General features: G+C 47.7%; 11 protein-coding genes. 7 read left to right on the top strand and 4 right to left on the bottom strand.

Annotated elements, in window-relative coordinates:
- Nucleotides 1-194: 194 nt before the first annotated feature.
- From OEL83_11265 to OEL83_11250, 4 genes are all read right to left on the bottom strand, one after another.
- The gene (locus OEL83_11265; GenBank protein MDK9707616.1) at nucleotides 195-1,016 is read right to left on the bottom strand and encodes a DUF3786 domain-containing protein; all 822 of its coding nucleotides are present in this window, start codon (nucleotides 1,014-1,016) and stop codon (nucleotides 195-197) included.
- Between the two features lie 11 nt (nucleotides 1,017-1,027).
- Nucleotides 1,028-1,312, bottom strand: coding sequence for an integration host factor subunit beta (locus OEL83_11260; protein ID MDK9707615.1), 285 nt, complete (start codon nucleotides 1,310-1,312; stop codon nucleotides 1,028-1,030).
- A gap of 137 nt (nucleotides 1,313-1,449) precedes the next feature.
- The gene (locus tag OEL83_11255) at nucleotides 1,450-2,220 is read right to left on the bottom strand and encodes an alpha/beta hydrolase (GenBank protein ID MDK9707614.1); all 771 of its coding nucleotides are present in this window, start codon (nucleotides 2,218-2,220) and stop codon (nucleotides 1,450-1,452) included.
- 114 nt (nucleotides 2,221-2,334) lie between these two features.
- A complete protein-coding gene (locus tag OEL83_11250) occupies nucleotides 2,335-2,694 on the bottom strand; it encodes a hypothetical protein (protein ID MDK9707613.1) in 360 nt (119 codons plus the stop codon).
- Between the two features lie 501 nt (nucleotides 2,695-3,195).
- Here OEL83_11250 and OEL83_11245 point away from each other — a divergent pair.
- The 7 genes from OEL83_11245 to OEL83_11215 all read left to right on the top strand — a co-directional run bounded on the left by OEL83_11245 (nucleotide 3,196) and on the right by OEL83_11215 (nucleotide 14,202).
- Nucleotides 3,196-4,530 (top strand): TolC family outer membrane protein, encoded by a 1,335-nt coding sequence (locus OEL83_11245; GenBank protein ID MDK9707612.1) that lies wholly within the window; start codon nucleotides 3,196-3,198, stop codon nucleotides 4,528-4,530.
- 57 nt (nucleotides 4,531-4,587) lie between these two features.
- Nucleotides 4,588-5,766 (top strand): efflux RND transporter periplasmic adaptor subunit, encoded by a 1,179-nt coding sequence (locus tag OEL83_11240; protein MDK9707611.1) that lies wholly within the window; start codon nucleotides 4,588-4,590, stop codon nucleotides 5,764-5,766.
- Entirely contained in the window at nucleotides 5,763-8,858 is a 3,096-nt protein-coding gene (locus OEL83_11235; protein ID MDK9707610.1) for an efflux RND transporter permease subunit, read from the top strand. Before OEL83_11240 ends, OEL83_11235 begins: the two co-directional genes overlap by 4 nt.
- A 95-nt stretch (nucleotides 8,859-8,953) precedes the next feature.
- A complete protein-coding gene (locus OEL83_11230; GenBank protein MDK9707609.1) occupies nucleotides 8,954-9,298 on the top strand; it encodes a hypothetical protein in 345 nt (114 codons plus the stop codon).
- Between the two features lie 186 nt (nucleotides 9,299-9,484).
- Nucleotides 9,485-10,126, top strand: coding sequence for a DedA family protein (locus OEL83_11225; protein MDK9707608.1), 642 nt, complete (start codon nucleotides 9,485-9,487; stop codon nucleotides 10,124-10,126).
- 257 nt (nucleotides 10,127-10,383) lie between these two features.
- Nucleotides 10,384-12,162: a GAF domain-containing sensor histidine kinase gene (locus OEL83_11220; GenBank protein ID MDK9707607.1), complete on the top strand. Its 1,779-nt coding sequence runs from the start codon at nucleotides 10,384-10,386 to the stop codon at nucleotides 12,160-12,162.
- A 243-nt stretch (nucleotides 12,163-12,405) separates the two neighbouring features.
- Nucleotides 12,406-14,202 carry a SulP family inorganic anion transporter gene (locus tag OEL83_11215; GenBank protein ID MDK9707606.1) on the top strand — a complete coding sequence of 599 codons (1,797 nt, stop codon included), beginning with the start codon at nucleotides 12,406-12,408 and terminating at the stop codon, nucleotides 14,200-14,202.
- Nucleotides 14,203-14,293: the final 91 nt, after the last annotated feature.

Here is a 14,293-nt window from a genome sequence, read left to right as displayed (position 1 = left end):
ACGCTGCTTCACCTTTGAGGTCCTTGTATTCGCGATTACTCTAACCGTCCTTTTTCATATGAACCTTCCCAACAGTACTTCTCCGTAACATGCCGTATTCGTATGTAAAGAGAGAGTTGCGGGTGTGAAGGCTACTATATGAATACTCAAACTGACAAAGATCTGCCCACCTTCAACCACTATTTAGGGAAGAATTAATCACAGAGCAATTGTCTGAGTCTTTCGCTGAGAAAGACAATTGATTCAATATCAAGATGCTCGACCACCGTTTCATCAAACATCAGCTTCGCCTGAGACTGAAAGTCATCTCCGGGAATGGCATCCCAAAACAGCAGAGCCACTGGAAGTCTCGGGAGTGGCGTAAAAACAACTGCAACATCAGCGGAGCCTTCATTTGCAGACATTGGTATAGCGCCAAGAGCCAGAGACCGGGTTAGAAGTTCTTCTTTTCTACCAGAAAATCCTTCAATCAGCTCATCCTCCACGGCTTTCTTCATAGTGACTGCTTTAGAGACGGTGTTTGGAAACTCTATAAAGCCTTTCCATTTGCCACTCGGTAGACTGCTACCGCCTTGGGCCAGATGATTGAGGATAAATACTTGTTCGTATCTGGTCAATTCACCGCCATCAGGTCTGCTTACTGAGGTTCCTATAATATGAAGATGCTCGTTGAAATAAGGAAGTCTGAGGGCTTTCTCTCCATTAATTTGAATGAGTTCACCTCCAATTCGGGCCGGAAGGTCTTCGATAGCGAGTGACGCCGCTCGACTCTTTGCCCATTGCAAGGCATCCTCAGCCATATCTCGTTTTAACCATTTTCCTTGTGCGTACTGCTCGGCCAGTTCTATCTCACTGCGAGCCAGGAGATCAGGGGCAATATGTGGACAATTGCGGAGAGGATGCTTTTCAGAAACAACCTTGGCCGCGAAGGCGAGGCAGGTCGGAAAACCGCAATCACGGCAGTTAGTTTTTGCCAACACATCTCTGTATAAATCGACAACGGAAAGTGCCATCATTCACTCCCTTCTCAAGACTTTGAGCGATCAACAGCTTCACGAAGTTCGTTGGCCACCTCGAAGAAAGGTAGTTTTTTGGACTTCACTTCAAGTTTTTGACCGGTCTTTGGATTTCTGCCATCGTAGGGCTGGTATTCCCGCACCGTAAAACTGCCAAAACCACGAATTTCAACGTTGCCGCCTTCGACCAAAGTTTCTGTCATGGTATCCAATACAGTAGCGACAATCGCTTCAGTTGTTTTAATAGGAAGATTTTGGTCTAATGCTAGCGCTTCTATGAGGTCTGATTTGTTCATAGGGTTCCCCTGGTGGAGGTCGTTTCTTGTCAATTATCAATATCATATCTGTCAGATGGAAATTCACCAGAACTTTTTCATTGGAAGAAGCCAGAACAAAAAATAAGTGAGGTTATCCCAGCATTGGGCCTCTTGTCTTAAAGCAACCGACCAATATACTCCGCCAGTATTTGTAAAACTTTTTCCGGCTGCTCCTGATGGGGTGCGTGACCACACTTGTCGATAAGAACGGAGGTTGTCTGACCCGACGATTTTGCAACTATCGTTTCTACCTGCCGCTCCGTACCATATTGATCCTGGCTGCCTTGCAGGACCAGAAGAGGGCAGGCAATGGAGGGCAATACATATTCAATATTCCAAAACTTGAACCACTCGCTGCGCCAGGTGTCGGCCCATGCCCTGAAGAGAGCGTCGGTTTTATCACCGTGATATTTAGCAAGTCCACGAAAGTGGCCTTTTTCGTAGGCTCCTACCGCTGCCAGAATGCCTCTTAAAGTTTCCGGCTCAACAAAAACATGCGCTGCCTCGGTAATAATTGCCTTGAGAAGAGCTGGTTTTTCGGCACCGAAAATAAGGCTAATGCTACCGCCATCGGAATGGCCAATCAATATGAACGGCTTACCAGGAATTGTCCTTTCAAGAATTTCCGGCAATTCCTTCAGGGCATAATCATGCAGATAGTGAATAGTCCAAGTGCGGCAAAGAGGTGACGAATTCCCATACCCCGTTCTGTCATACACGAGCCCCGAACAGTTGGCCATGCGACAAAGTCGATCCGGAAAGTCTTTCCACATGGCAGTACAGCCTAGGCCTTCGTGCAGAAATACCAGGCAGGGTTTATCTCCATCACCTTCAATGGTGCGAAGATAAATTTCTATACCGCTTTGTAACTGTATGATTTCATTCATTGAGTGATATTTTTCTTCAGTTTAGCCACCACGAGGCTGCGCCGCACTCCGATTGTTATCCTTGCATTGATTTTCTTTAACAAACCACTCAGGGAAAGGTAATGGTAATCCCCTTCATGGCCGTGATTTGATCTTCAGATCCATACTGCTGTTGCGAATGCCGAAGGCAATGGTCGTTTTCTCCTCATCTTTTTCGATACGGGTCATCGCCCGCATCGCCTCGACAATCTTCCTGCCGACGGCCAGACCGGTGGAAGGCAATTCGCCTTGCCGGTATTCAACCGTCACCTTGACATTGCCGTCCCTGGTGGTAATCAGGGAAATTTTTTCGGCATTGCTGTTGATGCCGTGCAAAGCGGCGAGGGCAATCCACTTCAACGCGGCCTCATCCTCCTCGGGCACACGGCTGAGATCGAACATCCCCTTCAGCGGGTCGGTAGTAGCAAAGCAATCGCAGAGTTCTTGATCTTTCACATAGATATTGGCAGAGTCTTTCGTGACGCTTCTACTTGTTTTGTTGGGTCCCTTAGGCTTTTGAATACATGCCTTGACATGGTTTCTGACATTGGTGCGGGACCGTTTCTTTCAGGATAAACACCTTTTGACCTAACGCAATATCCACGCACATACAATCCATTCCTTGTCAGGAACAGTCTCAACCAATGAGGTTTGCCTTCTAGTTGAACCTTGCCACTGGACATCCTTCATGTCTGAAATGCTGGTTGATTTCTAAAAAGACCAATATGAAGGAATCCTTTTTCCTTCCTGAGAAAGGTCTTCATCAATTCTTCATGATAGATCGATTACTAATACAGATAGAGGTGTCTCCGACGCTATCGACTCAGACAATATTAGCTCAATTGGATTGTTGTGATGATTGAAATGGCACCCTAACCGAAGCTTGTCTAGTGTAGACAACCAGTTTATTTATCAACAACAATTCATGTCATTGAAACACCGAACCGAAAAAAATTCATGTTAAAGAAAGTCCTCCTTGTCGTGATATTTACGACTTTTGCGTCTAATTCCAATGCGGCGGATCTGCTCACATCGTGGCATGCAGCGCGTGTCTACGACGCAAGTTTTTTGGCAGCAGGTAAAGCATCGGCCGCAGGTTTAGAGAAATCGACGCAGGGTGACTCGCTGATTTTACCACAAGTTGCACTCACAGCAAATTTGGACCAAATCAAGAAGAGCGTTCATCCCGGGGATCCTTTAACCGCCGGCACAAACGAGCAAGGCCCCCAATACGGATCAGCCATATCGCTGGTACAACCAATCTACAATGCTTCTGCATTTGCCATGCGTGATGAACTCAATCTTCAGGCTGAAGAAGCGCAAGTGCAATATCGTATCGCTGAACAGGATTTGATGTTGCGTGTCGCCAAGGCCTACTTCGAAGTATTATTGTCGCAGAAAAATGTCGACCTGGTGAAAGCGCAAATGGATGCGGTGAGTCAGCAATTGGCTCAAGCGAAAAAATCGTTCTCGGTTGGCTCGGCGACTATTACCGATACGAATGAGGCGCAAGCTCGTTTCGATGCTATTGTTGCCGGCGAAATTTCAGCGCGAAACGATCTCAAGCTCAAGCAGGCCGAATATAAGCAACTCACCAACCTCGATCCTTTTGAGTTAGTCCCGATCTCAGAGACCCGAACACCGATCCCACCCCAACCCGCAATTATTGACTCTTGGCTTGAAAAAGCACAGTCCGGTAACCTGACAGTGCTTGCCCAAAAGATGGGTCTACAGATTGCGAAGAGTGAGATTGCACGCTACCGCTTAGTAAGCTCTCCCATCCTTACATTGGTTGCCGGTTTCGGGACGCAATGGGATGGGAGCACGTCCGCTGGTTCCGATCTTCCGGATCGTACTTCCGACGGTACCATCGGTTTGCAACTTACCATTCCCCTTTATACCGGTGGCTATCGCAGTTCTAAATACAGGGAATCTGTTTCGTTAGCTGCTCAGCAGAGCGACGCTCTTGAGGCAGTGATTCGTGATGCTCAGCAAATGACCCGTCAATCATTCTATGGTGTCGAAACCGGTGCAGCACAGATCAAAGCGTTTGAACAGGTGCTGCTCTCAAGTGCGTCTTTCGTAGCATCAAGCAAGATGGGGCGAGATGTAGGTATTAGAACAACGGTAGATGTTCTCAATGCTCAGCAAATCCACTACCAGAATCTCTACAACCTAGTTCTTGCAAGATATCAATATTTGCTCAGCAAGCTCCAACTGGCGGCATCGATTGGAAACCTCGACGAAGTTGAAATCGAAAACGTCAATGGCTGGCTTGTCACAAGCGTGTAACGAAGGAACATATCTCCCAATAATGGCACAGATGAGATTCGATACTGTGAAAACTAAATGGCTATCAATAAAAAGACAACAATTCTCATTGGCCTTATCATCATTGGCTCTACCCTCACGTTCACATTTGGATTTTTCTTCGGCCCCAAGACGGAATCGACCATTCCGAAAAAACCTCCTTTGGTGAGTGTGACGGCGACAAAGACACAGGACTTTCCCATTGAATTTTCAGCGCAGGGACATCTTGTTGCGCTTAGCCAAGTAGACGTACGGCCACAACTCACTGGAACAATTAAGAGCGTGAATTTTAAGGAAGGTGATGAAATTACAGTTGGTCAATTATTGTTCACGCTAGACGCAAGTGATGCAACAGCGCAGTTAAAACGGTTTGAGGCACAGGCTGCGCAAATCACTGCGCAGCTTGCCGATGCCAAGCGCGACTTTAGTCGAGCAACAGAACTGGCGAAATCAAATTTTATTGCTCCCAGCGCGGTCGATACAGCCGCCAGCAAAGCCGATGCCTTGCACGCCCAGTTCAAAGCCGCTGAAGCTGAAATAGAGAGCGCACGGGTGATGGTCGCACATACCACTATCACTGCACCGCTTTCCGGCAAAGCCGGCGCTGTGACAGTTCATGCTGGAAGTCTGGCCCAGGTGTCCGCAACCGCGCCTTTGGTAACTCTTGCGCAATTTGATCCTATAGGGGTTGAATTCAGCCTGCCTGAACAAAACTTAAATCCGATCCTTGCGGCGCGCGCAAGTGCACCGATAATCGTTTCTATCAACAATCCTGATGGCAAAACAATTGAAGGCAAGCTCTCGTTTATCAACAACACGGTCAACACCGATACAGGCAGCATTAATATGAAAGCTGCTTTTCCCAATCCGCAGCAGAATTTATGGCCCGGCGCCTTCGTGCGGGTCACGTTGCATGCAGGTGTTAGCAAGGGGGCCGTGGTCCTACCACCACAGGCGATCATGGAAGGACCCATTGGGCGTTTTGTGTATGCGGTGGATGGTGACAGCAAGGTATTCTCCAAACCAGTGACCTTGATACGTGTTCAAGATGAAATGGCCGTGATTGATGGATTAAAAAGTGGTGAATGTGTGGTTCTCGAAGGTGGCCAGAATCTGCGCATCGGGATGTTGGTCCAAGTGACGGATCCGAACGGTCCCAAGAGTTCGCCTGACAAACCTACTGGTGCCGGCACCATGGCGAGCGAGTCGGTAAAATGAAAATTTCCGAACAATGCATGCAGCGTCCGATCGCCACGATACTGCTGTGGCTAAGTGTAATTGTCGGTGGGGTTGCGTGCTGGCTGCAGCTTCCTATCTCTGCATTGCCCAACTACGATACACCCACCATTCAGGTCAGCGCGACATTGTCCGGCGCGAGCCCGGCAACCATGTCAACGTCGGTTGCGACACCGCTTGAAAAACAGTTTACCGCAATCCCCGGACTGCTCACGACAACGTCCAGCAGCATTCAGGGCGAAACACAGATCACCCTGGAATTCGATCCAGGTCGCAATATCGACGCTGCTGCCGGCGATGTACAGGCAGCGCTGTACCGGGCTACTCGATCATTGCCGACCGAAATGACGACGCCGCCATCATACAGAAAGATCAATCCCGCCGATGACCCGGTATTGCTGATTGGCCTCAGTTCGCCTGCCTTAAAGGTAACCGATCTGAATGGGTATTCCGACAATCTTATTGTACCTGCTCTTTCGACGTTGAACGGTGTGGCGCAGGTAAATGTCTACGGGCATAAGCGATTTGCTGTACGCATCGAAGTCGATCCGGATCGACTGGCCGCCGTAAACCTGACCTTAGCCGACGTAAGTGCGGCATTAAAAGCGGCCAACTCCAATGCGCCAATCGGCGAGCTTGACAGTAATCGGCAGATGATGTCACTGCAAATGCCCGCAGGACTGATGAAAGCCAAAGATTTCGGCAACATTATTGTGGCATCGCATGATGGCCGATCAGTTCGAATATCTGATTTTGCAACGGTTCTCGACAGTATAGAGAGCACCAACAATGCCAGCTCGATTAATGGCGAAAGCTCGATTCTCCTGGCGATCCGGCGTCAGCCGGGTGCCAATACTGTTGCCACGATTGACGCCATTCGAGCCATGATTCCAAAGTTGGAAAGTCAAATGCCCGGCTCGGTAAAAGTGCAGTTGCTCAATGATCGGTCGATCTCGATTCGCAACTCTATTCACGACGTCAATCTGACTATGCTCCTGACCACCGGCCTCGTCATCATGGTGATTTTATTATTCCTGCGCCAGATAACCGCAACGTTGATTCCATCAATAACCTTGCCTATCTCGCTGCTCGCCACCTTTGGCCTGATGTACGCATTCGGTTTGAGCCTCAACAATATTTCGCTGATGGGATTAACGATTGCCGTTGGATTGGTGGTCGACGATGCTATCGTAGTGCTGGAAAACATCATGCGCTATATAGAAGAAGGCATGGAGCCATATGCGGCAGCAGTTCGTGGCTCCTCCGAGGTTGCTTTTACCGTTATATCAATATCGATTTCGCTCATCGCCGTCTTTATCCCGATTTTTTTCATGCCCGGCACAATCGGTTTGCTTTTTCATGAGTTTGCCATCGTTGTATCGCTTGCAATTGTGGTATCAGCCGCCGCAGCCCTAACGCTTATCCCTGTGCTGGTGCCGATGCTGATCAAAAATCGCCATGAACGTCGTTCTCCGCCCGCTTGGAGGCGATCATTTGAGAATGGATTCAACTATGTGTTGAATAAGTATAGCCTCGCTCTTGACTGGGCCTTGGCCCATCGAACGGTCGTGCTAACCGTGGCCTTTGCCACCTTTGCTTTTACCGCCTGGCTTTATATTATCGCGCCCAAGGGTTTTTTCCCTCTGGAAGACACCGGGCAGATTTCCGCTAATGTCGATGCGCCTCAGGATATGTCGTATGAAGGACGGTTGGCCGTGCTATCACAGCTTGAAGCCGTGATATTAAAGGATCCCAACGTAAAGGATGTGGTTTCGAGAGTTAACCATGATTCGACTTCATTTTTCATCACTCTCAAAACCATTGGTAAACGACCGCCTATGGCTGCTGTGTTGACGCAGTTGCGCAAGGAAACCAGTTTCCTGCCGAATATCCAGATGTTTTTCAGTCCGGTTCAGAATCTTAAAATCGGTGGTCGCGGCTCGAAGAGTATGTACCAATACACACTGCAATCGGTGAGCCCCGATGACTTGGATGTTTGGGCTGAGAAATTAATTGCTGAATTAAAAAAATCAGACGTGTTCGTCGGGTTAAATTCAGATTCTCAACGGGATGGTCTTGAGGCACGTTTGCTGGTTGATCGTGACAAGGCGTCGCTTTTGGGTGTTGACATGGCCGGGGTGCGCAGCACCTTGTATGCAGCCTACGGCACGCAACAGGTATCGACTATCTATGCACCGGAGGACAGCTATCAGGTCATCATGGAACTCGCCGATGAGTATCGCCGCGATGAGAGTAGTCTTTCGAAAATCCAGGTGCGCAACGCTACCGGAACGTTGGTCCCCCTCAGTGCCTTCACCAAAGTCAATCGAGCGAAAGGTACCATGGCAATCAATCATCAAGGGCAGCTACCGGCGGTGACGATTTCGTTCGACATTCAACCCGGAAAAGCACTGTCCGATGCAACGATGGCAATCAAAGCCGCGCAGCAACAAATCGCACTCCCTGTTTCCATTTTCGGTTCTTACGCCGGTCTTGCAGCACTCTTTCAAAAATCACAAAGCACCCAGTTATGGTTGATCGTTATTGCGATAGCCGTGATCTATGTGATTCTCGGCATGCTGTATGAGAGCTGGATACATCCTGTTACGATTTTGCTTGGTATTCCATCGGCTGCTGTTGGTGCACTTTTGGCTTTACGAATAACCGGGTTAGAGCTCAGCTTCATTGCCATGATTGGTATTTTGTTGCTGGTTGGTGTGGTAAAAAAGAACGCAATTATGATGATCGACTTCGCCTTAGATGCACAACGCCGGGAAAACATGCCACCTGCACAGGCGATTCGCAAGGCTTGTTTGCTCCGCTTCAGGCCAATCATGATGACGACTATGTGCGCTATCATGGGCGCATTACCCCTTGCGATCGGGCTAGGCGCGGGAGCTGAATTGCGTCAGCCACTCGGTGTCGCAATTGTCGGCGGACTCTTGTTCTCACAAATGATTACGTTATTTATCACTCCTGTACTGTACCTGTGGTTCGACGGGATGACACTTTTCGGTACCTCGAAGGTGGCAAAGACAGCGTATGCTGAAAAACAAGAGGTAATTATTGATTAGGCGCCAGCTTTAACATTATTAAAAACAGTTATTTTATGATCAACCAAGGACACCGGCTGATTAAAGCGCTAATGAAACTCTCAAGAGAGGATTGTATGAATTTCGATGTCAAATGGAATGAGCTGGAATTTAACAAAAAATCAAAAAATATCGTGGCGCGCCAACTGCAAATCCTCCTATGGAGGTTTCGTGCCGTCATCATGCGGGTCCGGGTCCGCTTTTCGGATGTCAACGGCCCAAAAGGAGGCCAAGACAAGCAATGTATGGTTTCCGCGAAGCTCCGGCCCACCGGTAAAATTACAATTAAAGGTGCCGGGATTGATTATCTTGAGGTGTTTCGATCCAGCTTTGAAAGACTCATTCTTTCCTTGCAACGTGAGCTTGCAAAGCAGCGCCAGAAGCCGATTCGAACTAATCGCAGGCGAAAATCAAACGAATGAGAAAAAAACGGTTAGATGCAGAGTGAGGCGAGTTCATTGATTTGAAGGGGAAATTTTTTTTGCCCACTATCCTTCAATTGGATAGTGGTTTCTTAAGAATTACCCAAACAAGTTATTCAGACATTTAATCCGTTTCTTTCAAGAAATCGCTATTAATTCATTTATGGCGCAATACGGAGTGATTGCATGATCAGTAGTTTTATGAAGATGCTGGTTGAAGGGATCGGTATCTTAGGATATCCGGGGATATTTTTTCTCATGGCCATGGAAAGTTCTCTTATTCCTGTCCCGAGTGAATTGGTTATGCCTCCAGCTGGATACCTCGCACAACAGGGACTCATGAATCCCTGGCTCGCAATATTAGCTGGCTCTTTGGGGAGTCTTGCCGGTGCATATGCAAACTATTATGGAGCACTCTATATTGGCAGGCCGTTAATACTTAAATACGGAAAATATATACTTATTCCACCAGAAAAATTTCATCGGATTGAACGGTTTTTTCTTCGACATGGCGAAATCTCAACATTTATTGGCAGGCTGTTACCGGTAGTAAGGCATTTGATTTCAATCCCAGCAGGACTTTACCGGATGAACCATTTACGTTTTTCCATGTACACATTACTTGGTGCGTTCCTCTGGTGCTCAGTCCTTACCTGGATCGGTTATCTCATCGGGCAAAATCAAGATTTGATCATGTCTTATTCAAAACAGGCGGTAATTTGGGCTGTCGTCGGGAGTTGTTTGTTGATGGTGGTATACATTGTTTTTTACCGGCGTAAGGCAAGCGGTATTTCAGCAATGGTAGAAAAGAAATCTCAGGGAGAGTAAAGTATGACAGCATAATGGGCATCACTGACATTCGTAGTTTTGCCCGAAATGAGCGAAAAGACAGACCCAACTCACACAACAGTTGGCCTGGTTGCTTGCAAGATCTTCTGAGGAAGTTCCGTAGGTGAAACTTAAAGGTAGAAATAGGCGGCCCCCTCAGTCATCAATCAATTGTGTAAGCATAACAATTTGATCGGGTGCACCTTGGTTACTGAAGGGTCCAGTAGGATTCGACATATTTTCATGGTTCATCAAAGATGAATGACCAAAAACACAACGATATCGACGGAAAACAATTGTTGGAAGGTTTTCTTAAAATTCGTCTTTCTCTCATCGAATATGCCAATACTCACACTCTAGATGAGCTTTTGTCCCAAGCTTTAGATGAGGTTGGGACTTTGCTTGATAGCCCCATCGGGTTTTATCACTTTGTTGATTCCGACCAAAAATCACTTTCTTTGCAAAAATGGTCTACCCGGACACTTAAAGAATTTTGTCAAGCTGAGGGAATGGGCACTCATCACAGTATTGACCAGGCTGGAGTTTGGGTAGACTGTTTACCTCAGAAAAAAGTAGTTATCCACAATGACTACTCATCTCTACCGCATAAGAAGGGAATGCCTGAGGGCCATGCCAAAGTGATTCGAGAACTTGTGGTGCCGGTGATACGGAAAGATAAGGCAGTTGCCTTTCTTGGAATAGGGAATAAGCCGACTGATTACACACAACGGGATGTGGAAATCGTTTCCTACCTTGCCGACGTTACCTGGGAGATTGTCCAACAAAAACGGGCAGACGATGCCCTTAGAAAAACAACTCTTGAGCTCCAAGAACGTATCAAGGAGCTGAGTTGCCTGTATGGTATCTCAAGACTTGTTGATGAAGATCATTTGACTCTTGAGGCCATAATTCAAAGAACTGTAGACCTTATCCCCGCAGCTTGGCAATACCCAGAAATTACCTGTGCCCGAATCGAGCTGAACAACCACTCATATAGGACAAAACAATTCACTGAAACTGTCTGGTTCCAATCCCAGGAAATTATAGTCAACAAAGAAAAAATTGGGATTTTAGAAGTTTTCATATTTGAAAATAAGTCTAAAAATGATGAAGGAAAATTTTTAACAGAAGAACGAAGTCTACTGAATGCGATTGCGGAAAGACTTGGCCACATCATCGAGAGCAAACGTGCCACGGAAGCTCTTCAGAACGCCCACGATGAACTGCAATTACGGGTGGAAGAACGAACAAGGGAGCTTGCTACCCAGAATCAACATCTTCTTAATGAAATCTCGGATCGGAAGAAAGCAGAAGAGGAACTCCAAAGAAGCTCTGAAAAAATTAAACTTTTTTCCTATTCAGTTGCTCATGATCTCAAGAATCCGGCAATTGCCATTCTTGGCCTAGCGAGAATTCTCAACAATAAATATGGCAATGAACTCACTGATAGAGGGAAAAAAATTTGTGAGCAAATCCAACAGTCCTCGGAAGATATCGCTTCTCTTGTTGATAAAATCAACAGCTTCATTTCAGCAAAAGAAACTCAATTGAACATCAAAGAAATTTCTCTGGAAAAAGTTTTCCCGCTTCTTCAAGAGGAATTTTTCATCCAGCTCAATACCCGTTCTGTGCAGTGGGTCATCTCAGAAAACGTTCCAGACACCCTGGTTGCAGACCGACTTTCAATTATAAGAATTTTCAGGAATATTATAGAAAATTCATTAAAACATGGGGGATATGGATTAACTAGGATTGAAATTGGCTATCGGTTGGCAGATGATTTGCACATATTTACAATTACAGATGATGGCCAAGGTTTAAAAGGAAAAGATTCCGACAATATTTTCAATTGGTTCAATCGGGAGACATCTTCAACAGAAATCCAGGGATCCGGGCTGGGGTTGGCCATCGTCAAGGAGATCGCAGCTTTGCATGGTGGTGCAGTTTGGCAGGAACCAGCCAAACCCCAAGGAGTCATTTTTTATGTTTCAATATCTCGGCACTTGATACCGACAGATGAAAGTGCACAAGATTAGTCTGAGTTACTCTCGTTATGGAAATTTAATTGATGCAGACGACAACGGAACAGATCGATCCTCTTTTAAATATGAGGTTAACGCTATTATGAAACGCCGATCGACTACTGCCCTGATTGTCCATGACCTGGCTGATCGTATCGTTATTGTATCAAGCTTTGGAAATTCTGGTGTTTTATCCTCGTTATCCATCCTGTACCTGAATCAGCGACAATAAACATACCTTATTGATGAGCCGTTTACATGACCTCAACTCCTGGCCCGACTGTCCCACAAAAAGAAGGGGAGCCCAGTAATCCCTTCGCTCGTGCCGCTCGCCCGCGCGGCTTGCATAGCTGGCTACCCGTCCTCGCGCTGGTTCACACATATCAGAGTAGCTGGCTGGCCAAAGACTTGGTAGCAGGTCTCGTCCTTACGGCCATCCTTGTACCTACCGGCATGGGTTATGCTGAAGCCGCAGGCTTGCACGCCATTTGCGGTCTATACGCCACCATCGTTCCACTTGTTGCCTACACTCTCTTCGGGCCGAGCCGCATTCTGGTGCTAGGGCCAGATTCAGCGCTCGCCGGTATCATCGCCGCGACAATTCTGCCGTTAGGTTCCGGGAACCCCGATCGGTTGGTGATCCTTGCGGGACTGCTTGCCATATTGACGGGTGCGTTATGCATCTTGGCTGGTCTTGCCAGATTCGGTTTTGTCACCGATCTGCTATCGAAGCCCATTCGTTATGGTTATCTGAATGGTATTGCTATCACGGTGTTGGTCGGCCAGCTTCCCAAAATATTCGGTTTCTCCGTCAGCGGCGGTAATCTTATTCAAGAAGCCAATAACCTCGTGGCCGGTATTATGGACGGCCAAACAAACAAGACCACATTAGTGATCGGCTTGGCCTGCTTGCTGGTAATCGTCGGTTTTAAACGCTGGGCTCCTAAAGTCCCCGGTATCCTGATCGCAGTCGGCGGAGCGACGATCGCCGTATGGTGGTTCAATCTTGCAGTGCAAAACAGTGTTGCGGTGATGGGGCCACTGCCCCAAGGTCTCCCAGCTTTTCAAATCCCGAGTGTATCACTTGATGAATTAAGCACTTTGTTTGCCAGTGCCCTGGCGATTGCATTAGTGGCATTTGCCGACATGAGCGTGCTGTCGCGGACCTTTGCTTTACGCGGCGCCTACGAAGTTGACCGCAATCAGGAACTCATCGCGCTGGGCGTGGCAAATGTGGCCACCGGACTTTTTCAAGGTTTCTCCATCAGCAGTAGCGCATCTCGTACCCCGGTAGCCGAATCGGCCGGCGCCAAATCGCAGCTTACGGGGTTGGTTGGTGCGGTCTGCATCGCGCTGTTGTTGATCTTCGCACCGAGGCTATTGAAGAATTTGCCCACCGCTGCCTTGGGCGCGATCGTGATCTACGCCTGTTTCTCGCTTGTCGAAATTACCGGTGTGATACGACTGTATCGATTGCGGCGCAGCGAATTCGTATTATCGATGGTGAGCTTTCTAGGTGTGGCGCTGATTGGTGTGATTCAGGGCATCTTCATGGCCGTGGGATTAGCGTTACTTGCCTTTATCTGGCGCGCGTGGCGGCCATACGATGCGGTGTTGGGCCGCGTTGATGGCTTAAAGGGGTATCACGACATCTCGCGTCATCCTGAGGCGAAGCGGATTCCGGGGCTGGTATTATTTCGATGGGATGCACCGCTATTCTTTGCTAATGCCGAAATATTCCATGAGCATATCTTGCAAGCGATCGCTCAAGCACCAACCCGGACCAAGTGGATCGTCGTCGCAGCCGAGCCGGTAACCGACATCGATATCACCGCTGCCGATGCTTTGGCAGCACTCGATAAGGCTCTTCACGCCGAAGGCATGGAACTATGTTTTGCGGAAATGAAAGGCCCAGTTAAAGATCGATTGAAGAGCTACGAGTTATTCACAACATTGGGCACTGAGAACTTTTTTCCCACTCTTGGTCAGGCGGTCGATCGCTATCTGGCAATTCATCAGGTAGAGTGGCGGGACTGGGATGAACTTAACCGCTAATACACCAACAGTATTCGCTCTTCCGATGATCAAACCACGATCCGTTTTATTTTGCCATTTTCTGTTTCTTGATTAAGCCTTTTAATGGACC

Source organism: Desulforhopalus sp. (assembly GCA_030247675.1).
Lineage (GTDB): Bacteria > Desulfobacterota > Desulfobulbia > Desulfobulbales > Desulfocapsaceae > Desulforhopalus_A.
The sequence above is the reverse complement of the archived record's forward strand: the minus strand, read 5'-3'. Positions and strand labels throughout refer to the sequence as shown.

Coding starts and splice junctions, on each gene's coding strand:
- OEL83_11265 (MDK9707616.1), bottom strand. CDS start 1,016: ATGATGGCACTTTCCGTTGTCGATTTATACAGAGATGTGTTGGCAAAA.
- OEL83_11260 (MDK9707615.1), bottom strand. CDS start 1,312: ATGAACAAATCAGACCTCATAGAAGCGCTAGCATTAGACCAAAATCTT.
- OEL83_11255 (MDK9707614.1), bottom strand. CDS start 2,220: ATGAATGAAATCATACAGTTACAAAGCGGTATAGAAATTTATCTTCGC.
- OEL83_11245 (MDK9707612.1), top strand. CDS start 3,196: ATGTTAAAGAAAGTCCTCCTTGTCGTGATATTTACGACTTTTGCGTCT.
- OEL83_11240 (MDK9707611.1), top strand. CDS start 4,588: ATGGCTATCAATAAAAAGACAACAATTCTCATTGGCCTTATCATCATT.
- OEL83_11235 (MDK9707610.1), top strand. CDS start 5,763: ATGAAAATTTCCGAACAATGCATGCAGCGTCCGATCGCCACGATACTG.
- OEL83_11230 (MDK9707609.1), top strand. CDS start 8,954: ATGAATTTCGATGTCAAATGGAATGAGCTGGAATTTAACAAAAAATCA.
- OEL83_11225 (MDK9707608.1), top strand. CDS start 9,485: ATGATCAGTAGTTTTATGAAGATGCTGGTTGAAGGGATCGGTATCTTA.
- OEL83_11220 (MDK9707607.1), top strand. CDS start 10,384: ATGAATGACCAAAAACACAACGATATCGACGGAAAACAATTGTTGGAA.
- OEL83_11215 (MDK9707606.1), top strand. CDS start 12,406: ATGACCTCAACTCCTGGCCCGACTGTCCCACAAAAAGAAGGGGAGCCC.